23 protein-coding genes are annotated in these 25,879 nt (G+C 69.1%); 5 read left to right on the top strand and 18 right to left on the bottom strand.

Translation table 11 applies throughout. The annotated features are described in order from the left end of the window. The 5 genes from AQI88_RS39980 to AQI88_RS44410 all read right to left on the bottom strand — a co-directional run. Positions 1-1,727, bottom strand: a 1,727-nt coding sequence (locus AQI88_RS39980; protein WP_208616065.1) for a type I polyketide synthase, incomplete at its 3' end; no start/stop codon positions are given. A 498-nt stretch (positions 1,728-2,225) separates the two neighbouring features. Further along, entirely contained in the window at positions 2,226-2,864 is a 639-nt protein-coding gene (locus AQI88_RS39975) for a DUF1707 SHOCT-like domain-containing protein (protein WP_067010234.1), read from the bottom strand. Between the two features lie 324 nt (positions 2,865-3,188). Further along, positions 3,189-4,106, bottom strand: a complete 918-nt coding sequence (locus tag AQI88_RS39970) for a hypothetical protein (protein ID WP_067010231.1) — start codon at positions 4,104-4,106, stop codon at positions 3,189-3,191. An 812-nt stretch (positions 4,107-4,918) separates the two neighbouring features. Further along, on the bottom strand, positions 4,919-5,935 hold the full coding sequence (locus tag AQI88_RS39965; protein WP_079058128.1) for a methyltransferase: 1,017 nt from the start codon (positions 5,933-5,935) through the stop codon (positions 4,919-4,921). Positions 5,936-6,421: 486 nt separating this feature from the next. After that, positions 6,422-6,832, bottom strand: coding sequence for a hypothetical protein (locus AQI88_RS44410; protein ID WP_208616061.1), 411 nt, complete (start codon positions 6,830-6,832; stop codon positions 6,422-6,424). A 252-nt stretch (positions 6,833-7,084) separates the two neighbouring features. On the opposite strand from AQI88_RS44410, the gene AQI88_RS39955 reads away from it, so the two are divergent. Continuing rightward, positions 7,085-7,852 (top strand): thioesterase II family protein, encoded by a 768-nt coding sequence (locus tag AQI88_RS39955; protein ID WP_067010221.1) that lies wholly within the window; start codon positions 7,085-7,087, stop codon positions 7,850-7,852. A 73-nt stretch (positions 7,853-7,925) separates the two neighbouring features. On the opposite strand, the gene htpG is transcribed toward AQI88_RS39955, so the two are convergent. The 6 genes from htpG to AQI88_RS39925 all read right to left on the bottom strand — a co-directional run bounded on the left by htpG (position 7,926) and on the right by AQI88_RS39925 (position 13,165). Continuing rightward, positions 7,926-9,764: a molecular chaperone HtpG gene (gene htpG / locus AQI88_RS39950; protein WP_067010218.1), complete on the bottom strand. Its 1,839-nt coding sequence runs from the start codon at positions 9,762-9,764 to the stop codon at positions 7,926-7,928. Between the two features lie 171 nt (positions 9,765-9,935). Next, positions 9,936-10,160 carry a biotin/lipoyl-binding carrier protein gene (locus AQI88_RS39945; RefSeq protein WP_244184575.1) on the bottom strand — a complete coding sequence of 75 codons (225 nt, stop codon included), beginning with the start codon at positions 10,158-10,160 and terminating at the stop codon, positions 9,936-9,938. A gap of 37 nt (positions 10,161-10,197) precedes the next feature. After that, positions 10,198-10,422 carry a DUF5988 family protein gene (locus tag AQI88_RS39940; RefSeq protein ID WP_244184574.1) on the bottom strand — a complete coding sequence of 75 codons (225 nt, stop codon included), beginning with the start codon at positions 10,420-10,422 and terminating at the stop codon, positions 10,198-10,200. Between the two features lie 49 nt (positions 10,423-10,471). Next, on the bottom strand, positions 10,472-11,968 hold the full coding sequence (locus tag AQI88_RS39935) for an acyl-CoA carboxylase subunit beta (protein WP_079058127.1): 1,497 nt from the start codon (positions 11,966-11,968) through the stop codon (positions 10,472-10,474). A 118-nt stretch (positions 11,969-12,086) separates the two neighbouring features. Next, entirely contained in the window at positions 12,087-12,539 is a 453-nt protein-coding gene (locus AQI88_RS39930) for a cold-shock protein (RefSeq protein ID WP_067010240.1), read from the bottom strand. Between the two features lie 206 nt (positions 12,540-12,745). Next, entirely contained in the window at positions 12,746-13,165 is a 420-nt protein-coding gene (locus AQI88_RS39925; RefSeq protein ID WP_079058126.1) for a cold-shock protein, read from the bottom strand. Between the two features lie 256 nt (positions 13,166-13,421). Here AQI88_RS39925 and AQI88_RS39920 point away from each other — a divergent pair, with 256 nt between their 5' ends. Further along, the gene (locus tag AQI88_RS39920) at positions 13,422-14,654 is read left to right on the top strand and encodes a trypsin-like serine peptidase (protein ID WP_208616060.1); all 1,233 of its coding nucleotides are present in this window, start codon (positions 13,422-13,424) and stop codon (positions 14,652-14,654) included. A 135-nt stretch (positions 14,655-14,789) separates the two neighbouring features. Continuing rightward, positions 14,790-15,983: a trypsin-like serine peptidase gene (locus AQI88_RS39915; RefSeq protein ID WP_067010206.1), complete on the top strand. Its 1,194-nt coding sequence runs from the start codon at positions 14,790-14,792 to the stop codon at positions 15,981-15,983. A 79-nt stretch (positions 15,984-16,062) separates the two neighbouring features. Here AQI88_RS39915 and hflX read toward each other — a convergent pair whose 3' ends face one another. The 6 genes from hflX to miaA form a co-directional block, all read right to left on the bottom strand. Further along, positions 16,063-17,556, bottom strand: coding sequence for a GTPase HflX (gene hflX / locus AQI88_RS39910; RefSeq protein WP_067010202.1), 1,494 nt, complete (start codon positions 17,554-17,556; stop codon positions 16,063-16,065). A gap of 134 nt (positions 17,557-17,690) precedes the next feature. Then, on the bottom strand, positions 17,691-19,193 hold the full coding sequence (locus AQI88_RS39905; protein WP_067010199.1) for a M1 family metallopeptidase: 1,503 nt from the start codon (positions 19,191-19,193) through the stop codon (positions 17,691-17,693). An 84-nt stretch (positions 19,194-19,277) separates the two neighbouring features. Next, positions 19,278-21,461, bottom strand: a complete 2,184-nt coding sequence (locus tag AQI88_RS39900; protein ID WP_067010196.1) for a RelA/SpoT family protein — start codon at positions 21,459-21,461, stop codon at positions 19,278-19,280. Positions 21,462-21,743: 282 nt separating this feature from the next. Further along, the gene (dapF, locus tag AQI88_RS39895; protein WP_067010192.1) at positions 21,744-22,619 is read right to left on the bottom strand and encodes a diaminopimelate epimerase; all 876 of its coding nucleotides are present in this window, start codon (positions 22,617-22,619) and stop codon (positions 21,744-21,746) included. 85 nt (positions 22,620-22,704) lie between these two features. Further along, the gene (locus AQI88_RS39890) at positions 22,705-23,223 is read right to left on the bottom strand and encodes a hypothetical protein (RefSeq protein ID WP_067010190.1); all 519 of its coding nucleotides are present in this window, start codon (positions 23,221-23,223) and stop codon (positions 22,705-22,707) included. A gap of 108 nt (positions 23,224-23,331) precedes the next feature. Further along, the gene (miaA, locus tag AQI88_RS39885) at positions 23,332-24,270 is read right to left on the bottom strand and encodes a tRNA (adenosine(37)-N6)-dimethylallyltransferase MiaA (protein WP_067010187.1); all 939 of its coding nucleotides are present in this window, start codon (positions 24,268-24,270) and stop codon (positions 23,332-23,334) included. Positions 24,271-24,447: 177 nt separating this feature from the next. Here miaA and AQI88_RS39880 point away from each other — a divergent pair, with 177 nt between their 5' ends. Together AQI88_RS39880 and AQI88_RS39875 are read left to right on the top strand one after the other, a co-directional pair. Beyond that, positions 24,448-24,717 (top strand): hypothetical protein, encoded by a 270-nt coding sequence (locus tag AQI88_RS39880; RefSeq protein ID WP_067010184.1) that lies wholly within the window; start codon positions 24,448-24,450, stop codon positions 24,715-24,717. A gap of 25 nt (positions 24,718-24,742) precedes the next feature. Further along, positions 24,743-25,015, top strand: a complete 273-nt coding sequence (locus AQI88_RS39875) for an antitoxin (protein ID WP_067010181.1) — start codon at positions 24,743-24,745, stop codon at positions 25,013-25,015. Between the two features lie 118 nt (positions 25,016-25,133). Here AQI88_RS39875 and AQI88_RS39870 read toward each other — a convergent pair whose 3' ends face one another. Continuing rightward, complete coding sequence (locus AQI88_RS39870; RefSeq protein WP_067010178.1) at positions 25,134-25,847, bottom strand: class III extradiol dioxygenase subunit B-like domain-containing protein; 714 nt, start codon at positions 25,845-25,847, stop codon at positions 25,134-25,136. Positions 25,848-25,879: the final 32 nt, after the last annotated feature.

Raw genomic sequence — 25,879 nt, 5'->3', positions numbered from 1 at the left:
GCAGACCCACCGGCAGCCAGCTTCTCCAGACCGGTCAGCAGTTCCTCGCGGTCGGAGCCCACCACTACGCCACGGTGCTCGAACACCGACCGTGTCGCCGCCAGCGACCAACTCACCTCAGGCACGTTCAGTTCAGGCCGGGCAGCCACCCACTCCTGCAACCGGCCCGCCTGCGCCACCAGCCCCTCGGCCGTACGCCCCGACACCAGCCACGCGCCGACTCCGTCGGTCTGCGCCACCACGGGCACGGCAGCCTGCTCGACCTCATCGGCCTGGTCGTCCAGGGCAGCCTCGATCACCTCGCCGTCCTCGGCGGGGGCCTGCGCCTGAACGGCAGTCTCGGCCGGGGTCTCCTCCAGGATGATGTGCACGTTGGTGCCGCTCATCCCGAACGCGGACACGCCGGCGCGCCGCACCCGGCCATCGGCCGACCACGGCCTCGACTCGGTCAGCAGTTGCACCTCGCCGGCCGACCAGTCCACGTGCGGCGACGGCTCTTCCACATGCAGGGTCCGGGGCAGTTGCCGGTTCTGCAGCGCCAGCACCATCTTGATGACGCCCGCGACACCGGCCGCGGCCTGGGCGTGTCCGATGTTGGACTTCACCGACCCCAGCCACAACGGCCGCTCGTCCGGCCGGTCCTGACCGTAGGTGGCGATCAGCGCCTCGGCCTCGATCGGGTCCCCGAGCCTGGTCGCCGAGCCGTGCGCCTCCACCACGTCCACGTCGGCGGGAGACAGCTGGGCGTTGGCGAGGGCCGCGCGGATCACTCGCTGCTGCGAGGGGCCGTTGGGCGCGGTCAAGCCGTTGGAGGCGCCGTCCTGGTTCATCGCGGAGCCGCGCACCACGGCCAGTACCCGGTGCCCGTTGCGGCGTGCGTCGGACAGGCGCTCCACGACCAGGACGCCGGCGCCCTCGGCCCACCCGGACCCGTCGGCCTCGGCGCTGAAAGACTTGCACCGCCCGTCCACCGACATACCGCGCTGCCGGGAGAACCCCACGAACACGGCCGGGGTGGCGATCACGGTGACCCCGCCGACCAGGGCCAGCGAGCACTCCCCGGCTCGCAGCGCCTGGCAGGCCAGGTGCAGTGCCACCAGTGACGACGAACACGCGGTGTCCACCGTCACCGCCGGGCCCTCCAGGCCGAACGTGAACGCCAGCCGCCCCGACAGGACACTGGTCGCGATACCGGTCAGCAGATGGCCTTCAGAACCGCCGGCCTCCGCCGAGGGGTTCGTGCCGTATCCAGAGGTGTAGCCGCCGGCGAATACACCGGTCTGGGTGCCGCGCAGTGTGGCCGCGTCAATGCCCGCCTTTTCCAGCGCCTCCCAGGACACCTCCAGCAGCAGCCGCTGCTGCGGGTCCATCATCAGCGCTTCACGCGGACTGATCCCGAAGAACCCGGCGTCGAACTCGGCCGCGTCGTACAGGAATCCGCCGTGGCGGGCGTACGAGGTGCCCGGGTGGTCCGGGTCAGGGTCGTAGAGGGTCTCGATGTCCCAGCCGCGGTCCTGCGGGAACGCCCCGACGGCGTCCGTCCCCGTCGCCAGCAGCTCCCACAGCTTCTCCGGGCTCTGCGCCCCACCGGGGAACCGGCAGCTCATCCCGACGATCGCGATGGGCTCCTGGCTCCGTTCCTCGACCTCGGCCAGACGGCGGCGGGTCTGGCGAAGATTAGCCGTCACCAGCTTGAGGTAATCGCGGAGCTTATCTTCGTTGGCCATTTATTTCCGCCATCCCAGATTGCCGAGGATATGCCACATTGACACACACGCCACGAGGTGGATTACCGCAGGAATTTTCGCAGACTGACACGTGGGCGCACCAAAGAGGAGCGCCCAGGGCCCGGCACGAGATCTATTACTTTCCTACCGCGGCAGGGACCGATTCGATCGCCGCGACCGGCGACGGGGAATCTCGTCAACGATGTTCAACTTCACGAGAACCGTAATAAGCCGTCGCCTCACATTGCCATGAGCTACGTTCTCAATGATCACCAATAGCAGAACCGTAGCTTCATTCCCGCGGGCGCCGCAACGTAGCAGTTGAACACCTGATCGACGGGCAGGAACTGAGAATACGGCAGCCCGGCATTAAGGGGAACAGGAGGAGCGTAAAGAAGGAACGCGGCTCCGCCGTGATCACGGCCACTGAGACCGGTTGATCACGGCGGAGCCGCGCTCACATGTTTTCAGATAGGGGCCGCTGCCGGCCGGCAGGCTTCAGATGGCGCTTTCGCCGCGCATCCACTGGCCGAGTGTCCGCCGCGGGGGCCTGACCACGATGTCGCCGCCGCGGATCCGGCCGGTCACCTCCACCCGCAGGACGATCGGCGCATTGCCTTCGTCGCGGAACTGGCGGATCTTGAAGTCGCCCAGGCGCACGGTCAGATCATCCGCGTTCACCAGCATGCCGGGCTTGGTCACCAGCAGGAGATCGGCGCCGATACCGAGGTCGACATCGATCGTCAGCTGGTCGTGGTTGATCACGGCTTCGGTGAAGTCGAGCTTCACGTCACCGGCGGTGATCCGGATCTCCATCCGCTTCGGGACCACCCAGGGGCCCGTGCGTTCGACGGTGCCGAGGCGCTGGTCGATCTTGATCAGGTCCTTGGACTGAGTGCTCGGCTCAGCAGGAGGAACGGGCAGATCGTGGGTCAGGGCGGCCAGGTCCTTGAAGGTGCGCGCGGTCAGCGCCGCCTCCACACGCTCGTCGAGCTCGTCGGAAGTGAGCCGGCCGTCGCCCGCGGCATCGCGAAGGATGTCCACGACCTGGTCCCGGTCCGCGTGCGAGACCCTCATGTCCGGTGCGGGCTCCGGGTGGCCGGAAGCGTCGCCTGCTAAGGACTGCTCGTCTGTCATGATCACATCCTGATGACTTGCGGGGGGATATCGCAAGACGGAACGGGCGGGGCCCGGACGGCACATGAGCGCCGCCCTTATCGTGCAGGGAAGCCAGGAGCCACCCGCTCGCCGTCGGTGCCGCTCCTCACGTTAGCTGATGAAGCATGTTGTCGTAACGCGAAACGACGATCACGGCGGACATAAGTCCTTGCTGATATCGGCGAAGCGTCAAGCAATCGTCAAGACCGCTGTGACACAGCGCCGTTGACGGATACAAATCCAGCCACTGCGGGGCAGTGAACGCAGCCTCACCGGCGGCGGCCATATGCGCAGGATTGCCCCCTACTCGGGATTCACGATCTGTGCTCGCCTGTTCAACTCCTGGGCGAAATCTTCCCAGATCTGCGAGTTGTGCCGGGAGAGCTGTATGATCAACTCGATGCAGTGCGAGGGCACCGAGGCGCAGATATCCGTCATCTCCTTGGCGCCCAGCACGTTCTCCTTGAACATCCGCAGCAGCCGCCGGCCCAACTCGCTCTGCCGCAACGACGGGTCGCGCATGAGCTTTTCGAGCGTGGCGGTCGACGGGGGCCCGACGATGGACGGGTTCGGGACCGGCATGGGATCCCTCGGGGTTTCCGCCTCGGCACTGACGGTGCCCCCCTGACTGGGGACCGGTTCTTCACCGCGTTCCAACCGCCGCCGTACATCGAGCGCCGTCGCGGGCGAAACTCCCGCCGTCCGGGCCACCTGACGCAGTGAAGCCTCCGGGTTCTCCCTGATCAGCTCCGCAACACGCAGCCGCCCCTTCGCACCGTTCAGCGGACGGACCTTGCCGTCCCGCCCCACCCGGAAATTCGACTGCGGCACGGAGTCGGACGAACGCCGCAGCTCCGCGACCGCCCGGGCCCCGAGGCCGGTCGACTTGGCGATGGCCCGGTCCGACATGGTGGGATGCGACTTGAGGATGCGCAGCGCCGCCGCGGTGCGATCGGCCTGCGTCAGCGGGAGGCCGTGCTCGACGTTCGCCTCAACCGCCTTGAGAAATGCGTCCTCGCGACTGCCGTCGAAGAACTCGACGTCAATCACTTTCTGCCCCTTGAGAGAGGCTGCCATCAAGCGGTGGATCCCATCGATCACCCGCATTGTTCTTCGGTCTACCAATATCGGCGGCAGCGCGCTCTCTATCGCCGCCAGCCGTAATACGTGGACCTTGTCCTCACCCTTCAGGCGCGGTGAGTCACCGGGTAACACCTGCATGATGGGAACCGAGACGATGCCCGACCCGACATCCTGGCATTCATCCGCTCCAGTCGAAACTACACTCCGGCCTACAAGGCCCATACTGCACCCCCATGACAACTACGACGAGTTATTTGCAGCAAAGAAGCAAGCGGCTGCTTCATCCGACTCATCTCGTATGCCTGGTACCCGCAAGGCACATTTGAAACGTCGCGCAAACCCCCGTAAGTCAATAGCTGGTCAGGCTATTATCAGATTGTTAGAATCTGTCTGTCAGGCTAGCAGTCCGCACTCCGCCATGGAAGCTGCACCTGCGGATTTACGACTTCTTTAACGAATTACAATGAGGTGTCCGGCGCCACGCACTTCCGTGAACACCGCAGGACAAATATCTCCGGAGCATTGGAGATATCACCTGCGAGCCCAAGTGGACGCGGCGATTCTAACCCGTTCGGCCCAGACCGCGTATGTCGCCCGGCGGGCGTGTCGCGCCCAAGAGCGGCAAACCGGCAGGCTCTCGCATCGAATCCTGGCCATGCCCTCTGACCATGAGGACCGAACAAGCCCGAGTTTTCCGAGATGGAGAAACTGTGGAGACTCCGTGAACGAGCACTTTCAGCCAGTTCTTCGCTCAGCCCGCTTCTGCGCATTCGGACGCACACCGTCTTCGTGACCCGGTGTGCCGCTCGGCGGCGATTTCGCGCTCGACACCGACACGTGTCAGCAGGCCGGCGCCGCCCGGCCGGGCCGTGGGCGGCGCAGGAAGCAGTCCGCGACCGCTGCCGGTGCCGCCCCGTGCGCCCGTCCACGCGTGTCGGGCTGCCCCGGCCCTAGGCCAGGGTGCAGGCGACGGCGCTGAGGTCCGGCGGCAGCGGGGTGATCGACACGACCTGGAGCCCTGCCTGGGCTGCTTCCCGGCGGATGTCGGCCTCGCTGCGCTCGCGGGTGTTCGTCTCGCCGATCACCATTTTGATGAGGGGACGGAGCGGGGCGCCCGGGTCGTGTTCCTGCACCGGGTCCATGACGACGAGCATCGGTGTGCGATCACCGTCGCTGCCGGCCCGCATGGCCGCGCTGATGCTGCTCAGGATGCGTACGGCGCTCTCCGAACTCCAGTCGTGCAGCACGTTCTTCAGGATGTAGAGGTCGCCGCCGCCGGGACATTCCTCGAAGATGTCCGCGGGCCGGAAGGTGAGCCGCTCGATGAGGTCCTCGTTGCCCGACTCGTGCAGGGCGGCCTCGGCCCGCCGGCAGGTGTCCGGGCGGTCCACGCAGATGCCCTTGAGATGCGGGTGAGCCGTGAGGATTCCCTTGAGTAGTTCGCCGTTGCCGCCGCCGACATCGATCACCGTGCGCACGGTCTCGAAGGGGTAGTGCTCGGCCACCATCGCCGCGACGGGACGGGCCGCCTCCTGCATGGCACGGTCGAAGATGCGAGCGGTCTCGGGATCCTGTTCCAGATATTCGTAGAGCCCGAGGCCGAACCGGGCGTTGAGCGCCCCCTGGCCCGTCTGCACCGCTTCCAGAAGCGCGCCGCAGCCCTGGGCGTACAGGCCGGTGAGCAGCATGCACATATGCCGCATGGACTGGGGGTGCCGGGTTCGCAGCTGCTCGGAGAGGGGCGAGTTGGTGTAGCGGCCCTCCTCGTCCTGTGCGAAGACTCCCACCATGATCAGCGCCTTCATGACGGGCGTGATCGAGTCGGGCTGCACACCGACCGCCTTGGCCAGTTCGGCGCTCGTGGCCGGCCCCTCTTCGAGGACATCCGCGACGCCGAGGCGAGCCGCGACGCCGATTGCCGCCGAGATCCAGGATCCCAAGGCCAGATCCACCAATGAAACGTCCATTGCCTCGTTCCTCTCCCGACTGCATGACGGAAAAAAAAGCTGACAGGTTTGTTTATTCGCGCGGATTCTTTGAGCTGGGGAAGTTGTCGAGGGGCTGACGTGGCCCGGGAACGACTGGGTGGGGGGTGGTGGGGGGGGTGGTGGGGGGTGTCGCTTGCGATAAGCGGGCAAGCCGGCCGGTGATGGCCAAGGGGCGCAACTTGCATTGCAGATGCTATGGGAAACGGGGTGGTCGGATCGCAGCGTTCAACCAGGCCCTGTGTTCAACCGGACGGTTGAAAGGGTGAGCTGCGCCGATGCGCGTTCAACCGTGCTGTCACATCAGTTGAACGACGGTTGCCGAACCGGGCAGATCGTGACGGATGTACGACAACGCAGCGAAGCTCCGGTCGTTCAGGGCGACTTGGGGAAGTCACCCCGGGCAACCGGAGCTTCGCTGCGTTCGTGGCGGCCGCTCTTGGCGGTCCATCAACGCATGGCGGCGGGCTATGCCTCGTTCGCGGCGTCGGCCTTCTTGGTGCTCCGCTTCTTCGCAGGCGCCTTCTTGGCGGGCGCCTTCTTCTCGGGCGCCTCGGCGGCCGGCTTCTCGACCACCTCGCCGACCACCACACGGGAGTCGTCGGCGGGGGACTGCGGCACGGCCGGGACGGTGAGGCCGGGGACGGTGAGGTCCGGGACCTTCTTCACCGTCTCAAGAGCCGACTCGATCGCCTCGGCCAGGGAGGGCGCAGCCGCGTCATCGAAATCAATCTTCGTAACGGCGACGTCTGCATTGGTCGGCAGTGAATCAGTCGCGAAAGTCGCGTCGGCAAAACCAGCGTCTTGCAGGATTACCGACTCCTCGTCGGTGATCTGCCGACTGAGAACCAGGGAGAATTTGTGCCCCACGTACGTCACCTCTCAATGTCGCCACGTATTTCGGAACAGTAACCGGGTCCATGGGGACGACGCAACAGGCGGCCACGTGCCCTCGTTGTCAGATGAGTATCATCAAGGCTGCACCCCAAGTAGCCGTTCAACTGCACCATTTGGGCAGTTGAGCAGGTAACCGCAGGCAGGGCGGGATCCGGCGTTCCTTGCCGACGTTCCGGCAATTCGCTATGTTCTGGTTTAACTCAATGATCCGGTGTGACAACTTTCTGGAGTGGCATGTCTCAGCCTTCGCCCGGAGATGAACTGTGGTGCCGCCGTTTTCACCCTGCCAAAAACCCGGCTGCTCGGCTGGTATGCCTCCCGCACGCAGGCGGGTCGGCGCCTTTCTACCTCCCGGTGGCAGCGGCGCTGAGCCCCGATGTCGATGTCGTCGCCATCCAGTACCCCGGACGGCAGGACCGTCGTACGGAACAGCCCGTCGAAGACCTGGCGATACTCGCCGACCGCATATACGAGGTGCTCCGGCGTCAGCCGGAACTCCCGCTCACTTTCCTCGGTCACAGCATGGGGGCCGTCCTCGGCTTCGAGCTGGCGCGTCGTCTGGAGGCCGACGGGCGCGGTCCGGTGCGGCTGTTCGCTTCCGGGCGCCGCGCGCCTTCGACGTACCGGGAAGAGAACACGCATCGCAGTGACGACACGATCCTGGCCGAGGTGCGCCGGCTGAGCGGCACCGCATCGGCGCTGCTCGGTGACGAGGAGATGATGCGGGCCGCGCTGCCCGCGCTCCGGGCCGACTACAAGGCGGTCGAGACGTACCGCTGTGAGCCCGGGGCCACCGTGGACTGCCCGGTCACCGTGCTGACCGGTGACAGCGATCCCAAGACGACCCTGGACGAGGCGAAGGCCTGGGCCCAGCACACGACGGGATCGCTCGATCTCCGCGTGTTCACCGGCGGGCACTTCTTCATCAGCGACCGGAGCAAAGAGGTCCTCCAGGTCCTGGACGAGCACTTCCAGGCCGAACGCTCTCGCACCGTCGGCTGACACAGCCGTAGCAGCCGATGGCCCAGCCCCGCCGGCAACGGCAGGTGCTGGGCCATCGGTCTTCCTGCGTCGCTCACACCGTCCTGGCGAGGCGGTCGGCGAGCAGCTTGGCGAAGCGCGCCGGGTCGGCCAGGTCGCCGCCTTCCGCGAGCAGCGCGGTGCCGTACAGCAGCTCGGCCGTCTCGGTCAGCTCCGGGGCGCCGGCCCGCTCCTCGTGCGCCGACCTCAGCCCGCTGACCAGCGGGTGCTCCGGGTTCAGCTCAAGGATGCGCTTGACCGACGGGACCTGCTGGCCCATCGCCTTGTACATCTTCTCCAGGGTCGGCGTGATGCCGTCGACGTCACTGACCAGGCACGCCGGCGAGCTGGTCAGACGGGTCGTCAGCCGTACGTCCTTCACATCGTCGAGCGTCTCGCTCAGCCAGGTCAGCAGCGGTGCGTACGCCCCGGACTTCTCCTCGGACACCTCCTCGTCGGAGGGCAGGTCGACCGCGCCGCGCGCGATGGACTGGAACTCCTTGCCGTCGTACGCCTGCACCGCCTCGACCCAGATCTCGTCCACCGGGTCGGTGAGCAGCAGGACCTCGTACTCCTTGGCCTTGAACGCCTCCATGTGCGGGGAGTTCTCGACCTGTGCGCGGCTTTCGCCGGTCATGAAGTAGATCTTGTCCTGGCCGTCCTTCATCCGGGCCACGTAGTCGGCCAGGGTGGTCGGCTCGTCGGAGGCGGTGGAGGCGAACGACGCGATGTCGAGGATCGCCTTGTGGTCCTCGGCACCGCCGAGCAGGCCCTCCTTGACGGCAGGGCCGAACTCGCGCCAGAACGTGCGGTACTTCTCCGCGTCGTTCGTCATGAGGTCCTTGATGGTCGACAGGACCTTCTTCGCGAGGCGGCGGCGGATCAGCTGGATGTGCCGGTCCTGCTGGAGGATCTCGCGGGAGATGTTCAGCGACAGGTCGGCCGCGTCCACGACTCCCTTGACGAAGCGGAGGTAGTCCGGCAGCAGCTCGCGGCTGTCGTCCATGATGAACACACGCTTGACGTACAGCTGGATTCCGTGGCTGCCGTCGCGCTGGAAGAGGTCGTGCGGGGCACGCGACGGGAGGAAGAGCAGCGCCTCGTACTCGAAGGTGCCCTCCGCCCGCATCTGGATGATCTCCAGCGGGTCGGTCCAGTCGTGCGTGATGTGCCGGTAGAACTCCCGGTACTCCTCGTCCTTGACCTCGGAGCGCGGCCGCGCCCAGAGCGCCTTCATCGAGTTGAGGGTGTCGTCGCCCATCCTGATGGGGAACGAGATGAAGTCCGAGTACCGCTTGACGATCTCCCGGACCTTCCAGTCCTCGGTGTAGTCGTAGAGTGCGTCCTCCTCGTCCTTGGGGCGCAGGTGGACGGTCACCGAGGTGCCTTCCGGCGCATCCTCGACGGTCTCGATGGTGTACGTGCCATCGCCGTCCGACTCCCAGCGCGTACCCGTCGTCTCGCCGGCCTTGCGGGTGAGCAGGGTGACCCGGTCGGCGACCATGAAGGTCGAGTAGAAGCCGACGCCGAACTGGCCGATCAGCTCGGCCGTTTCCTTGTTCTCCCCGTTTTCCCGCAGCCGGCGCAGGGTCTCGGCCGTCCCGGAGCGGGCGATGGTGCCGATGAGCCCCACGACGTCGTCGCGCGACATGCCGATGCCGTTGTCCCGCACGGTCAGTGTGCGGGCGTCCTTGTCGGTCTCGATGCCGATGTGGAGGTCGTCGGCCCGCAGACTGTCGTCCGTGAGGCCGGCCAGGCGCCGTTTGTCCAGGGCGTCAGAGGCATTGGAGATCAGTTCGCGCAGGAAGATGTCCTTGTTCGAGTAGATCGAATGGACCATCAACTGCAGGAGCTGGCGCGCTTCGGCCTGAAACTCCAGCGTCTCGGTGCTCATGGGTTCCCTTCTGGTCAAGTGATGAGTGCGAGCACGCGCACCATCGAAATCTCGTACACCAACAACATTACGGACAACCGTCCTTGACGGGGCCGAAGCCGTGCACCGCCCAGGGCTCGGACGGTGCACGGCTTCGGCATCGGGGTCGTGCGACTGCGGGGCTGTGCCCCGTCATCCGGCCTGTCGGCCGATCACCGCGAGGAGGTCGCCCTCCTGCACGGTGTCGCCGGGGGCGACCTGGACCTGAAGGATCCGGCCGCCGTTCTCGGCGAGAACGGGGATCTCCATCTTCATCGATTCGAGGATGACCAGCGGCTCGCCCTCGGCAATGGCGTCTCCGGCGGCCGTGAGCACCTCGCTCACGACGGCGACGATCTCGGCTCGTACCTCTTCCACCACCGGCTCCTGGGGTGCGAATTGCCTCTGTGACGCGTCACTCGGCCACGTACGTGCTGTGGGTCCACACGAAGACCCGCAGTTCGCGGTCGTCGACGAGAGTGGTCTCGGAACTGGCCTCGAAGTGCTCGTAGCGGTTGCCGCGCGGAATCTTGACCTTGGTCACGTCGAGATCCGCTATGTAGCGCAGCTGCTCCTCGCCGGCGATCACCGTGGCAGGGGCGCCGGTGAGGAACACGTTGGGTGCACCGTTGTCGTCCATGATCATCCTCGCTCTCCGGACTTGCGGGTTCCAGCCTTGGTCGGGACTCTCACAGCGGGATGTTCCCGTGCGTTCCACGCCGGCAGGGCTCGGCGGCGAAGACTTCCGCCACCGCGGCCCGGGTCTGCGACGGGTCGATGACCTCATCGATCACCCCGAGCGCGAGTCCTCGCTCGACACCGCCGGCAAGTCGTTTCTGCTCTTCGATGAGCCGTGCGCGCAGCCCTTCTCGCTCCGTTTCGGGTGCGGCGGCGAGGGCCTTGCGGTGCAGGATGCCCACGGCCGACTCGGCGCCCATCACGGCGACTTCGGCGTCGGGCCAGGCGAACACCTTGGTGGCACCGAGGGAGCGTGAGTTCATGGCGATGTAGGCACCGCCGTAGGACTTGCGGGTGACGACCGAGACGCGCGGTACGACCGCTTCGGCGAAGGCGTACAGCAGTTTCGCCCCGCGCCTGACGACTCCGCCCCACTCCTGGGCGACGCCGGGCAGATAGCCGGGCACGTCGATCAGGCTGAGCAGCGGGACCCCCATGGAGTCACACAGCCGTACGAAACGCGCGGCCTTCTCCGCGCTCAGCGAGTCCAGGCAACCGCCCTTGCGCAAGGGGTTGTTGGCGACGACGCCCACGGTCTGGCCGGCCAGCCGGCCGAGGCCGGTCACGACGTTCGGCGCCCACTTCGCATGGAACTCCTCGAAGGAACCCCGCTGGCCCGGTGCACCGCCCGGATACCCGGGGTCGGTGTCGAGCAGCCCGGTCACCAGCGGCCGTACGTCGTAGGCCCGCCGGGGTGAGGCGGGCAGCAGCGCCCGCAGGTCCCGGGCCGGGCCCACCGCTTCCAGGTCCGCTTTTCCGGGGACGGCGAGCAGGGAGGTCACATGCCGGGTGCGGGCGTAGGCGTCCTCCTCGGAGTCGGCCACGATGTGCGTCACTCCGGACTTGCGGCCGTGGGCCTCCGTGCCGCCGAGCCCCTCCATGTCGATCTGCTCGCCGGTCACGCTGCGCACCACGTCCGGGCCGGTCACGAAGATCCGGCCGGCGGGCGCCATGACCACCACGTCGGTGAGCGCGGGCCCGTACGCGGCGCCGCCGGCGGCCGCGCCGAGGACCACGGAGATCTGGGGGATCCTGCCCGAGGCACGGACCGTCGCCGCGAAGATCCGGCCGATCCCGTCCATCGCCTCGATCCCGTCGGCGAGTTTGGCGCCGCCGGAGTGCCACAGGCCGATGACCGGGCGGTTCTCCCTGAGAGCGAGGTCGATGGCGTCCGCGATGCGGCGGCACTCGTCGAAGCCGACGGCTCCGCCCATCACCCGTGCGTCCGTGCAGAACGCGATGACGTCCACACCGTGGACCCGGCCGGAAGCCACCACCGTGGTGATCGCGTCGCTGTCGTGTACGACGGTGAGGGTTCCCTCGTCCAGCAGCCGTGCCAGCCGGATCAGCGGGTCGCGTGGGTTCTCCTCGGCGAGGGCCTCACGACCGTCCGGCCTGCCCCCGGTGGCGGCCGGCCCCGGCGGGGCAGCTGTGGGCAGCTCCGTCATGGCAATTCCCCTCTCCATGGGTTGACTGACTCGCACCGAAAAGGGAGGGGCCGGGTGCGACGGGGGGCGCACCCGGCCCTGGTCTGCATGCGGACGCGTGAGCCGTCCGTTCGTCCTGTCAGTCCTCGACCCAGCCGTGCCGCTTGCCGAACAGGACCAAGTGCTTGCGCATGGCGAGGATCTGCTGCCCCGTCAGCTCCGGGGCGGAGGTCAGCAGTAGCTCGGTCACCTCTCGTGTGTACTCGGCCGAGCCGAGTACGTCACACATCGTTTCCTGGCCCTCCGGGGACGACGAGTCGCCCGCCGTGCCCACGGGTGCCGTGGGGATCCGCGGGCCGGGCACCACCGCCTGCACCGACGGATCCTGCGTCTCCGCGAGCCGGACCGCGGAGGCCTTCAGCCCCCGGTCACCATCCTCGACCTCGAACTCCACCGCGAGTCCCGAGCGCACGGACGCCTCGGGAATGAGCAGATCGTTCACATGCAAGAAGACGTCTTCCCCACCATGCTCCGGCGCGATGAAGCCATACCCACGCATCCCGTCGAACCGGATCACTCGACCAACAGTCATCCCCAAACCCCCAACTCCGGGCACCTTGCCCAACACCTTGCGCTGGATCGTAACAACGCGCATCACCGCTGCTCGTGCGCCAGTTGAACACTTCAATCACCGCAGCCCGATGACACGGCAACGTTGTCCGCATTCACGGCACAGTGCGGGTGAGATGAGGTTGAACACGCCTTCGGGCGGCGGTCATTGGGGGGGCGTGGGACGGCTCAGCCTTCAACCCATCCGTGGTTGCGCCCGAATTCCACGACCCGGCGCCGGATCAGCAGGATCTGCTCAGCGGTGAGCGAGGGCGCCGCGGCCAGCAGCAGTTCCGTGATCTCCCGGCTGAGTTCCTCCGGGGAGAACACATCGCACAACGGCTCACCGTCGTCTCCCGTGCCGGCGCGCTCCGCCGATACGGCTTTCAAGGACTTCCGGTCGACGCCCTCGGCGAGCCGGACCGACGATGCCTTCAGACCCCGGTCGCCCTCTTCGATCTCGAATTCGACCTGGAGACCGGAACGGAGATATTCCTCCGGAATCATCAAGTCGTTCGCATGGAGAAAAACGTCTTCTCCGCCATGCGCCGGGGCAATGAATCCGTAACCCCGCACATTGTCGAAACGCACCACTCGACCCGCAACCACAGCCACTTCCACACTTCCACAGAACTTGGACACCGCTACACGAACTTGACCCCGTTTTCGCGCGGCCCCGCCGCGCGCGGCCGATGGTATCGGGTCGCCGACAGCAGGGACAGTCCCTGGAGGACGGGCAGGTCAGACGGCTTGTAGCCGAACCGTTGCCGTACCGTCGGAACTCCCCCACAGCGAGCGCATAGTGTGTGGTCCCGTTGTCAGGGCCCAAGCGCCGAGTTCCTTTACAGCAGGGGGAGTCACCACCATGCGATCCATACGGCCGTCGTCCACCGTTCGCCGAGGGAGGGGCGCGGCGCGCCGGACCTCCCCCGTGCTGGCGACGGTCGCCCTCGTCTCCGTGCTCGGGCTGACCGCCACCGCCTGCAACGGCGACGACAAGGCCGACGGCAAGCCGACCGCCAGTGCGACCACGGCCGGCACCGGCGACGGAAAGATCAAGATCCCGGACGACATCAAGAACAAGCTCAAAGAGCACGGGTTCGACATCGACAAGTGGAAGAACGGCGCCTGGAAGAACTGGAACCGGGAAGACTGGCTGCGCGAGGCCAACGACTTCGTCAACCCGATCATCAAGGGTCTGTGGGACCCGGACCGGATGCGGGGCGCCAACGACCCGGACAAGGACAAGGGTGTCGACGACAACGACATCTCCGGTGACCAGGGGGTGACGGACCCGACGCCGGCGCCGGTGAAGGCGCAGGCGGTCCGCCCGCCGTACCACACCAACGCGGCCACGTCGGGCAAGGTGTTCTTCGACTCCCCCGAGGGCACCATGGTCTGCTCGGCCACGGTCGTGCAGGACCCGGCGCATCCGGGCAAGTCCAACCTCATCTGGACGGCGGGCCACTGCGTGCACGCGGGCAAGAACGGCGGCTGGTACCGCAACATCGCCTTCGTGCCGTCGTACAACAACCAGGGCAAGTCGGCCGCCCAGTTGCAGAACGCCGGCCGGTCCGAGGTCGCCCCGTACGGCGTCTGGTGGGCCGATGCGGCGAAGACCTCGCAGCAGTGGATCGACCAGGGCGGCGAGACCGGCGGGAAGGGCGCCTCGTACGACTTCTCGGTCATCCATGTGACGCCGGAGCAGGGCAACGCCGGCAAGTCGCTGGAGGAGACGGTCGGCGGCGCGCTTCCGGTGAACTTCAACGCCCCGGCCGTGCCGAAGGTGAAGAGCATCACGGCGACCGGCTACCCGGCCGCGGCCCCGTACGACGGTCAGCTGGCGTACCAGTGCCAGGACAAGCCGGGCCGGCTGTCGATCGCCAAGGCGGACCCGACGATGTACCGGATCGGCTGCACGATGACCGGCGGCTCCTCCGGTGGCGGCTGGGTGGAGACGGGCGCGGACGGCAAGCCGGCGCTGGTGTCCAACACCTCCATCGGCCCGGTGAGTTCGGGCTGGCTGGCCGGTCCCCGGCTGGGTGAGGTGGCCAAGGGCGTGTACCAGTCGGTGAGCAAGAAGTTCGCCGGGCAGTAACACCTGCCGGCACAGCCCGGGCACGGGCGGCGGCGAGGTGTCTCACAAGAACCTTCACGCTCTCGCCGCCGTCCGTCCCCAATCCCACAGGCATAGTGGGGTGTCACCAAACGCTTCAACGGGGGTAATCGCACCATGCGTTCCACACCTGGGTCCTCGACGCGCCGTCGTCGTACCCTCCTCGCCGCGACCGGTCTCGTCGCCGCTCTCGCACTCACCGCCACGGCCTGCAACGGCGACGACAAGGCGGACGGCCAGGCCGGCGCCGGGGCTTCCCAGGCCGCCGGCGACGGCGGCAAGGTCCACGTTCCGGCCGACATCGCGAACAAGCTCAAGAAGCACGGCATCGATGTCGACAAGTGGCAGAACGGCGGCTGGAAGGACTGGGACAAGGACAAGTGGCTCAGTGAGGCCAAGGACTTCGTCAACCCGGTGATCCAGGGCCTGTGGAAGCCGGACCGGATGCAGTCCGCCAAGGAGGCCAACAAGACGGTCTCGACCAAGGACGCCGCCGCCGACCAGGGGGTCAGCGACCCGGATCCGCAGCCCGTGCAGGCGCAGGCCGAGAAGACGCCGTACCACCGCAACGCGGCGCCCGTGGGCAAGGTCTTCTTCGACTCGCCCGAGGGTTCGATGGTCTGCTCCGGCACGGTGATCAAGGACGTCAACCACCCGGGCAAGTCCAACCTGGTGTGGACGGCCGGACACTGCGTGCACGCCGGCAAGAACGGCGGCTGGTACCGCAACATCGCCTTCGTGCCGTCGTACAACGACCTCGGCAAGTCGGAGTCGGATCTGGCGAACGCGACGACCTCGCAGGTCGCCCCGTACGGCACCTGGTGGGCCAACTGGGCCTCGACCTCGAACCAGTGGATCCAGGGCGGCTCGGAGACGGGCGGTGCCGGGGCGGCGTACGACTACGCGGTGCTGCATGTGAAGCCGGAGTCCGGGGCGAAGTCGCTGGAGGAGACGGTCGGGGCGGCCCTCGACGTCGACTTCTCGGCGCCGTCCGCGACCGAGGTCGCGAGCATGGGCGCCTGGGGTTACCCGGCGGCGCCGCCGTACAACGGTCTGAAGATGTTCAAGTGCCTCGACCGGCCCGGCCGGCTGTCGCTGAGCCCGTCGCTGCCGACGATGTACCGGATCGGCTGCACGATGACCGGCGGCTCCTCCGGCGGCGGCTGGTTCCGCGTGGTGAACGGCAAGACCGAGCTGGTGTCGAACACCTCCATCGGCCCCTCGGACAACACCTGGCTCGCCGGGCCGCAGCTGGGCCCGGTGGCCAAGGGACTGTACGAGAACATGAGCAGGACGTACGGCGGCCAGTGACACCGGCCGCACGCCGAAGGCCCGCTCCCTGCGACAGGGAGCGGGCCTTCGGGCTTCGCCGGGAAAGCGCTGCGACGGCTCAGGCGAGCGACGCCGGCACGTAGGGCGCCAGGTCGGCCGCCAGTTCCTCGTGCACCCGGACCTTGAGCAGGGTGCCCTCCGCGGTGTGCTCCTCGGAGATCACCTCGCCCTCGGTGTGGGCGCGGGCGACGAGCTTGCCGTGCGTGTACGGCACGACCGCCTCGATCTCGACCGAGGGGCGGGGCAGGTCGTTGTCGATCAGCGCGAGCAGTTCCTCGATGCCCTGGCCCGTACGGGCCGACACCGCGATGGAGCGCTTCTCGACCCGCAGCAGCCGCTGGAGCACCAGCGGGTCCGCCGCGTCCGCCTTGTTGATCACGACGATCTCGGGCACGTCGGTGGCGCCGACGTCCCGGATCACCTCGCGCACGGCGGCCAGCTGCTCCTCCGGCACCGGATGCGAGCCGTCCACCACGTGCAGGATCAGGTCGGAGTCGCCGACCTCCTCCATGGTGGAGCGGAACGCCTCGACCAGGTGGTGCGGCAGGTGCCGGACGAAGCCGACCGTGTCGGCCAGGGTGTACAGGCGGCCGCTCGGGGTCTCCGCGCGGCGGACGGTCGGGTCCAGGGTCGCGAACAGGGCGTTCTCGACCAGGACGCCAGCGCCTGTGAGGCGGTTGAGCAGGGAGGACTTGCCGGCGTTGGTGTAGCCCGCGATGGCCACGGACGGCACCTTGTGGCGCCGGCGCTCCTGGCGCTTGATCTCGCGGCCGGTCTTCATGTCCGCGATCTCCCGGCGCATCTTCGCCATCTTCTCGCGGATCCGTCGCCGGTCCGTCTCGATCTTGGTCTCACCGGGGCCACGGGTGGCGAGGCCGCCGCCCTTGCCGCCGCCCATCTGCCGGGACAGCGACTGACCCCAGCCGCGCAGCCTGGGCAGCATGTACTGCATCTGCGCGAGCGAGACCTGCGCCTTGCCCTCGCGGGACTTGGCGTGCTGGGCGAAGATGTCGAGGATCAGGGCCGTACGGTCGATGACCTTGACCTTGACGACGTCCTCCAGCTGGATCAGCTGGCCCGGGCTCAGCTCACCGTCGCAGATGACCGTGTCGGCGCCCGTTTCGAGGACGATGTCGCGCAGCTCCAGCGCCTTGCCGGAGCCGATGTAGGTGGCCGCGTCGGGCTTGTCGCGGCGCTGGATCACGCCGTCGAGCACGAGCGCGCCCGCGGTCTCCGCGAGGGCGGCCAGCTCCGCGAGGGAGTTGTCCGCGTCCTGCACGGTCCCGGTGGTCCAGACGCCGACGAGGACGACGCGCTCCAGGCGGAGCTGGCGGTACTCGACCTCGGTGACGTCCTCCAGCTCGGTGGAGAGGCCCGCCACCCGGCGCAGGGCCGCGCGCTCGGAGCGGTCGAACTGCTCGCCGTCCCGCTCGCCGTCGATCTCGTGGCTCCAGGCGACGTCCTCTTCCATCAGGGCATCGGCCCGAAGACCTTCGGGATAGTCGTGCGCGAGGCGCTTGGTGTCCTGGGAAGGGGAAGAAGAGGAGGTCATTGGATCCTTACGTCGATGGGAGTGCCGCTGTGGCGGTCATAGGGTAGAACGCGCGAGCACCCCGGGAGATTCCCGTGTCCCGTGCCGCGCCGACCTGACGATGGTCGCACGGCACGGGCCGTCTCGTCACCGCCTTATTTCCGGGCCCGGCCCTTGGCGTCCTTGGGCGCCTGCGTGGCCCTCCAGTCCGGGTGGCCGGGCATCGGCGGGGTCTTCTCGCCGTACAGCCAGGCCTTGAAGAAGCCGTTCAGATCGCGGCCGGCCACGCTCGAGGCGAGGCGGACGAAGTCGGCGGTGCCGGCGGTGGAGTCCCGGTGCTCCTGGACCCACATCCGCTCCAGGCGCTCGAAGGCCGGCCGGCCGATCTCCTGGCGCAGGGCGTACAGCACCAGTGCCGCGCCGTCGTAGATGTTGGGGCGGAAGATGCTGATCTTCTGGCCGGGCGCGGGCACCTTGGGCAGGGCGGGCGGGCCGCCGGAGTCACGCCAGCGGTCGGAGGAGCCGTAGGCGGCCTTCATCCGGTCCTCCAGCGGCTTGTGCGCCTTCTCCTCCGCGTAGAGGGCCTCGTACCAGGTGGCGTGCCCCTCGTTCAGCCAGACGTCGGACCAGGTGCGGGGGCTGACGCTGTCGCCGAACCACTGGTGGGACAGCTCGTGCACCATGATCGACTCGATGTACCACTGGGGGTAGGCGGGCTCGGTGAACACGTGCTTCTCGAAGAGCGAGAGGGTCTGCGTCTCCAGTTCGAATCCGGTGGAGGCCTCGGCCATCAGCACGCCGTACGTCTCGAACGGGAACCGGCCGATCTTGTCCTCCATCCAGGCGATCTGGTCGGGCGTCTTGGCGAGCCAGGGTTCGAGCACCTTGCGGTCGGCACTGGGCACCACGTCCCGCACCGGCAGTCCGTGCGGTCCCTCGCGGCGCACGACGGCGGAGCGGCCGATGGACACCTGGGCGAGTTCGGTGGCCATGGGGTGCCGGGTGCGGTAGGTCCAGGTGGTGGAGTCGCCGACCTTGTCCACGCCGGCCGGCACGCCGTTGGCGACGACGGTGTAGCCGTTCGGGGCGGTGATGTGGAAGGTGAACATCGCCTTGTCGGACGGGTGGTCGTCGGACGGGAAGACCAGGTGGGCGGCGTCGGCCTGGTTGGCCATGGCGAGGCCGTCCAAGGTGCGCACCCAACCGCCGTCCTGGTCCTTGGCGGCGACGGGGTTGCTGGTGTGCTTCACGATGATCCGCGTCCAGTTGCCCTCGTGCAGGGGCGTGTCCGGCGTGACGACCAGGTCCTCGCCCGCGCTGGTGAAGGCGGCGGGGTGTCCGTCGACCTGGACGGACTCGACGGTGCCATGGGCGAAGTCGAGGTTGATGCGGTCCAGGTCGGCGGTGGTCCAGGCGTCGATGGTGGTGACGGCCTGCAGCGGCTTGTCGTTGGTGCCGGGATAGGTGAAGGACAGGTCGTACGACGCCACGTCGTATCCCGGGTTGCCCAGGTACGGGAAGAGCCGGTCGCCGACGCCCAGGGGCTCGGGCGGGGCCGCGGCGGCGAGGAGGCAGACGGAGACGGCGGAGGCGAGCAGGGCGGCCTTCCGGCGCCGGACGGGCCGGTGGTGGGGGCGCGGGCGGGGGTTGAGCAGCATGCATCACGGCTACCAGCGCGCGCGCACGCGGCGGCGGCGACGCGCTCCCGGCCCACTCGAACGGGTTGGTCCGGGACTCCTTCTTCAGGAAGCCGGCGCCTGGTGCTGGGCCCGGCTCACGTCGTACACCCCGGGCACGTCGCGCATGGCGCGCATGAGCGCCGGGAGATGGGCCGCATCGGCAAGCTCGAGGGTGTAGGTGTGACGCACCCGCTGCTGGCTGGGCGGCTCCACGGTCGCGGAGACGATCTCGGCGCCCTCCAGGGCGATCGCCTCGGTGAGATCGGCGAGCAGATGGGGGCGGCCGAACGATTCAGCGACCAGCGTGACCCGGCACGCGGTGGTGTCCCCCCACCGCACGCCGACCTCGGCGCGCCCTCGGCTCTTCATGTGCGCCACCGCCGCACACCCCACGCGGTGCACGGTCACCACTCCCCCGCGTACGGCGAAGCCGGTGATCTCGTCGGGCGGCACGGGCGTACAGCACCCGGCGAGGCGTACGGCGGCCCCGGGCCGGTCCACGAGGACGTCGGCACCCCGCGGGCGGGCGGCGGGGCCGCCGTCGGTCCCGGTGGACCGGGCGGGCCCGGTGGACCGTGCGGCCGCGTCGCCTCCCGTGCCCTCGGGCGTCCCGGGCGCCCCGTCGGTCCCGCCCTCCGCTCCGCCGCCCGGATGCGTCGCCAGCCACCGCTGGATGGCGATGCGGGCGGCCGGGGTGTGGGCGTGCTCCAGCCACTCGCGGGAGGGCTCGGAGGCCGGGTCCTGGCCCATGAGGAGCTGGACGGTGTCGCCGTCCTTCAGGACGGTGCTGAGGGTCGCCAGGCGGCCGTTGACCCGGGCGCCGATGCAGGCGTGGGCGTCCTCGCCGTACTGGGCGTAGGCGGCGTCTACGCAGGTGGCGCCCTCGGGCAGGCCCAGGGTGCCGCCGTCGGGCCGGAAGACGGTGATCTCGCGGTCCTGGGCGAGGTCCTCGCGCAGGGTGGACCAGAAGGTGTCGGGGTCGGGCGCGGCCTGCTGCCAGTCGAGCAGGCGGGAGAGCCAGCCGGGGCGGGTGGGGTCGGCGCGCTCGCCGTCGGCCGCCTGGGACTGCTCCTCCGCGGGAGGAGCGTAGGGATTGCCGAGCGCGACGACTCCGGCCTCGGCGACCTTGTGCATCTGGTGGGTGCGGATGAGGACTTCGGCGACCTGGCCGCCCGCGCGGGCGACGGCGGTGTGCAGCGACTGGTAGAGGTTGAACTTCGGTACGGCGATGAAGTCCTTGAACTCGGAGACGACCGGCGTCATACAGGTGTGCAGTTCGCCGAGGACCGCGTAACAGTCCGCGTCCTCGCTCACCAGCACCAGGAGACGGCCGAAGTCGGCGCCGCGCAGTCGTCCGCGCTTGCGGGCCACGCGGTGGACGGAGACGAAGTGCCGGGGGCGGATGAGGACTTCGGCCGGGATGTCGGCCTCGCGCAGCACCCCGCGGACCTCGTCGGCGATCTCGGCGAGGGTGTCGTCGGGGCGGGCCGCGTTCGCGGCGATCAGTTCTCTGGTGTGTTCGTACTCCTCGGGGTGGAGGATGGCGAAGACGAGGTCCTCCAGCTCCGTCTTCAGGGCCTGCACACCGAGCCGTTCGGCGAGCGGGATGAGGACGTCGCGGGTCACCTTGGCGATCCGCGCCTGTTTCTCGGGGCGCATTACGCCGAGGGTGCGCATGTTGTGCAGGCGGTCGGCGAGTTTGATCGACATCACCCGCACGTCGCTGCCCGTGGCGACGAGCATCTTGCGGAAGGTCTCGGGCTCGGCGGCCGCCCCGTAGTCGACCTTCTCCAGCTTGGTGACGCCGTCGACCAGATAACGCACTTCCTCGCCGAACTGTTCCCGCACCTGATCCAGCGTCACATCGGTGTCCTCGACAGTGTCGTGGAGCAGGGAAGCCGTCAAGGTGGTGGTCTCCGCGCCGAGTTCGGCGAGGATCAGGGTCACGGCCAGCGGGTGGGTGATGTACGGCTCGCCGCTCTTGCGCATCTGGCCGCGGTGCGAGGACTCGGCCAGGACGTAGGCGCGACGCAGGGGTTCGAGGTCCGCGTCGGGGTGGTGGGCGCGGTGCGCCTCGACGACGTGGCCGATCGCGTCGGGCAGCTTGCCGCGGGCGGCGGGGCCGAGCAGCGCGGCCCGGCCGAGCCGGCGCAGGTCGATCCGGGCCCGGGACTTCCTGCGTGCCGCTGCGGGCGCTGTGGGCGCTGCCGGGCCAGGGGTCGCAGGGTTCGTGGCCTCCGCACTCATGGGCACCTCCGGCTCGTGGACCGGCGGACGGAGCCCAGGGCATGCGCGGCTCAGGGATGGCGACGTTCCCCCGTCCGTACCGGTGCTTGATGCTACCGAGCCCAGCACGTGCGACCGACCGCCTCTCGCCGACCGTGAAACGGATCACCCCATCGAGCGACGCGGAAGAGGTTTAGAGTTTGCGCCAACTGCCCTGCACTCGGCCGCGGTTTCGAACGGTCCCGGCCGCCCGAAACCGCCGATCCGGGCATTCCGAGCCGCCGCGGCCGATGTTTCGCCAGGTCAGCAGAGCGCGATTTCCAGCCACTCGGCGTCGATCTCGCCCTCGGCGACGATCACGGCGGGTCCGGTCATCTCGATCTCGCCGTCGGGCAGCTCGGTGATGACCAGACGCCCGCCGGGCACATCCACGGTGTACGTCGCCGCGGTGCCGGTGACGGCCGGGTCGGCGCCGTCGCGCCGGGCGGCGGCCACGGCGACCGCGCACGCGCCCGTGCCGCACGAGCGGGTCTCGCCGGAGCCTCGCTCATGCACGCGCAGGGCGACGTGCCCAGGGCCGCGGTCCACGACGAACTCGACGTTCACACCGTCCGGGTAGGCGGTCGCCGGGCTGACCGGCGGCGGGGCGTACAGGTTGCCGGCGTGCGCGAGGTCGTCGACGAAGGCGACGGCGTGCGGGTTGCCCATGTTCACGTTGCGCGCGGGCCAACTGCGCTCGCCGACGCTCACCGTGACGTCCCCTTCGGGCAGGCGTGCGCTGCCCATGCCGACGGTGATGTCACCGTCCTTGGCGATGTGGATGTTCTTCACACCCGCGCGCGTGGCGATCGCGAGGTCGCCTTCGCCCACGAGTCCGGCGTGCTGGAGGTAGCGGGCGAACACGCGGGTGCCGTTGCCGCACATCTCCGCGATGGAGCCGTCGCCGTTGCGGTAGTCCATGAACCACTCGGCCTCGGCGGCCATCTCCCGGGCCTCCGGGTGCGCGGCGGACCGCACGACGTGCAGCACCCCGTCGCCGCCGATCCCGGCGCGGCGGTCGCACAGGGCGGCGACGGCCTCCGGCGTGAGGTCGAGGGTGTTCTCGGGGTCCGGGACGATCACGAAGTCGTTCTCGGTGCCGTGGCCCTTGAGGAAGGGGATCCGCGTGCGCGTGCTCATTCTTCGATCGTAAGGGAAGCGCGTTGTCGAGCTGCGGGTCGGTGGGGGTTGATCGCGCAGTTCCCCGCGCCCCTGTAGGGGCGCTTCAGCGCAGCCTTGCTACGCGCCAGACCGCGAGAACCGCCACCACGGCCACCAGCAGCACGTATCCGATCACGACCCGCCAGTCCGGGCGGCGGCCCGAACCGCGTGCCGGCAGGCCCGGCCAGGTGTGGCCCACGCGGCGGGCGGCCATCATGCCCCAGCCGGCGGCGCAGCAGCAGATCAGCAGGCCCAGCATGGCGATGACCGCGCCGCTGTCGCCGAAGTCGAAGGCGAGCGGGAAGGCGAACATCAGGGAGCCGCCCGCGGCCAGGGCCACGATGGGCGCGAGCTGCCAGATGCGCAGCCGCCGCTGCGGGCGCAGCTCGACCTCGACCTCCGGACCGCCCGCGTACATCTCCTCGGGCGCCGGTCCGTCGGCGGTCACACCGCCCGAGGTGTCGTCCGGGCCGTCGTCGGTCAGACGGTCCTCGGTCAGACGGTCCTCGCCGTGTTCCGGTTCGCCGCTGTCGGTGCTGACGTGTTCGGCACTTGGTGCGGTGTCGCGAGGGCCGGCCTCCATCGCCACGCGCCCTCCCAACTTGGACTCCACTTGGTCGATCGCAGCTCGATGATGGCACGGCGCCACCGGCCGCGTTGACCGGCGGCGCATCCCGATGCCATGACGTGATCAGGCTGTGACCGGTCGTTCGACCAACGCCAGGGCCAGCCGTGGAAGTTCCCCACGGTCCGCCACGGCACCGCTCAGCCAGTGCACCCGGGGATCCCGCCTGAACCATGAATCCTGGCGGCGCGCGAAGCGCTTGGTGGCGCGTACGGTCTCGGCCCTCGCCTCCGCTTCGCTGCACTCCCCGGCGAGCGCCGCGAGTACCTGCTGGTACCCCAGTGCGCGCGACGCCGTGCGCCCCTCGCGCAGTCCCTGCGCCTCCAGGGCGCGCACCTCGTCCACGAGCCCCGCCTCCCACATCCGGTCGACCCGGCGCGTGATGCGCTCGTCGAGTTCGGGGCGGGCGACGTCGACACCGATCTGGACGGTGTCGTAGACGGAGTCGTGGCCGGGGAGGTTGGCGGTGAAGGGCTGGCCGGTGATCTCGATCACTTCCAGCGCGCGGACGATACGGCGGCCGTTGCTGGGCAGGATCGCGCGGGCCGCCTCGGGGTCGGCGGCGGCCAGGCGCGCGTGCAGCGCACCCGGGCCGCGCAGCGCCAGCTCCTCCTCCAGGCGGGCCCTGACCTCGGGGTCGGTACCGGGGAACTCCAGGTTGTCGACGGCCCCGCGGACGTAGAGGCCGGAGCCGCCGACCAGGATCGGCCAGCGGCCCTCGGCGAGCAGTGCGTCGATCCGGGCGCGGGCCAGCTTCTGGTACTCGGCGACGGAGGCGGTGACCGTCACGTCCCAGATGTCCAGCAGGTGGTGCGGGATGCCGCAGCGTTCCTCGGGCGTCAGCTTGGCGGTGCCGATGTCCATCCCTCGGTAGAGCTGCATGGAGTCGGCGTTGACGACCTCCCCGCCGAGTTGCTGGGCCAGGAACACGCCGAGATCGGACTTTCCGGCCGCGGTGGGTCCGACGACGGCGATGACGCGGGGGGTGGAGGGTGCACTGCTCACCGCACCAGTCTCGCAAACCTCAGGGACATGCCTCGAACGAGTTACGTGACAGGAGGTATCCCGGCTCGTTGCACCGAGGTGCCGCCCGCCGGTTCCGGACGCGGAGACCCGGGTGGCGCAAACGGACGCACCGTTTGACGCGGGATTTCGCCCGCACGAGTAACGTATGGAGTGGACATGGGCGTTTTTGCACGACTCCTCGGCAGGTCCAAGACGGCAACGGAGGCGTCGGCCGCCGAGGCGCAGGCCGGTACCGAGCCGGGAGGAGCCGAGGCGGAGGAAGCAGCTCAGGCAGCGGAGGCGAAGGGGTCGGCCGAGGGCGGTCACGAGGGCGTGGCGGCGGCCGAGGCCACCGAGGCCGACGCGGCCGAAGGCGCCGAGATCCCCAAGCAGCAGTCCGCGGACGAGGCCGCGGACCGTGAGGCCGGTGAGGGCGCCCGCACCTGACTGCCCCCGTGAGGGAAGGTGGACCATGGGTCTTTTGGACAATATGAAGGCCAAGCTCAGCCCGGCCAAGGACAAGGTGTCGGACCTCGCGCGCCAGCACGGTGACAAGGTCCAGCACGGCATCGACAAGGCCGCCAAGGCCGTGGACGAGCGGACCAAGGGTAAGTACAGCGACAAGATCCACGCCGGTACGGACAAGGCGAAGGGGGCGATGGACCGCCTCGCGCACAAGGAGGGTCCGCAGGCCGGCGACGCCGCGACGCCGCCCCGGCCCGAGGGTCCGCCGCCGGCTTCCTGAACGGCATGCGGATCGGCGGACGGCCGCGGAGCGCTACGGCTCCCGGCCGTCCGCCGTGTCCACGCCCGGCCGGCCACGGCCGGGCGCCGACCCGGTCCCCCACGTTCGCCGGCCCGCCCTACGACCAGGTGGCGACCAGGTACCCCACGCCGTAGGGCGCGTCGTCGTACAGCAGCGCACCCGCCAGATGTGCGTCCTCGGCCGCCCCGGCGAGGATCTGCCAGGGCGCGCGGCCGGAGGCCTTCAGCTCGTGGGCCAGTTCGGCGTCCAGCGCCCGGACGGCCGCCACGTCCGCCGCCCCGAGCGCACGCGCGACCTCGGCGTCGAAGGGGGCGGCCCGTTCGTCGAGGTATCCCGGTGCCTTGAGTGTGCGGCACGCGCTGGCGTCTCCCATCACCAGCAGCGCGACCCGCCCGGCCCGGGTGCCGAGGTCCCTGCCGACTTCACCGCACCGCTCGGGCGGGAGCGGTTCCCCGACCCCGAGTCCCTCGATCGGGGCATCCGCCCAGCCGGTCCGCTCCAGCAGCCAGGCGGCGACGGCCAGCGAGGGCGGCAGCTCACGCTCGGTGACGGCGCCCGTGGCGGGACCCAGCCGTACCTCGACGTCCACGCCGAAGCCGCGGAAGGACCCCGGGGTGCCCTGCGGGTGCCATCCGCGGCCGCTCTGCCCGGCGGGCCCGACGACCACCAGCAGGTCGGGGCGGGCGGCGGCGAGCACGCCGAGCGCGTCGGTGCACGCCGCGCGCGCGGCGTCCAGTTCGGGCGCGGCCCCCGCCGCGACCTCGGGCACGAGCAGCGGCGGGCAGGGGCAGACGGCGGCGGCTACAAGCATGATCGGCAGCGTAACCGCAGGACGGGCGGGCG

The sequence above is a fragment of the Streptomyces cellostaticus genome, from assembly GCF_001513965.1.
GTDB lineage: Bacteria > Actinomycetota > Actinomycetes > Streptomycetales > Streptomycetaceae > Streptomyces > Streptomyces cellostaticus.
The sequence above is the reverse complement of the archived record's forward strand: the minus strand, read 5'-3'. Positions and strand labels throughout refer to the sequence as shown.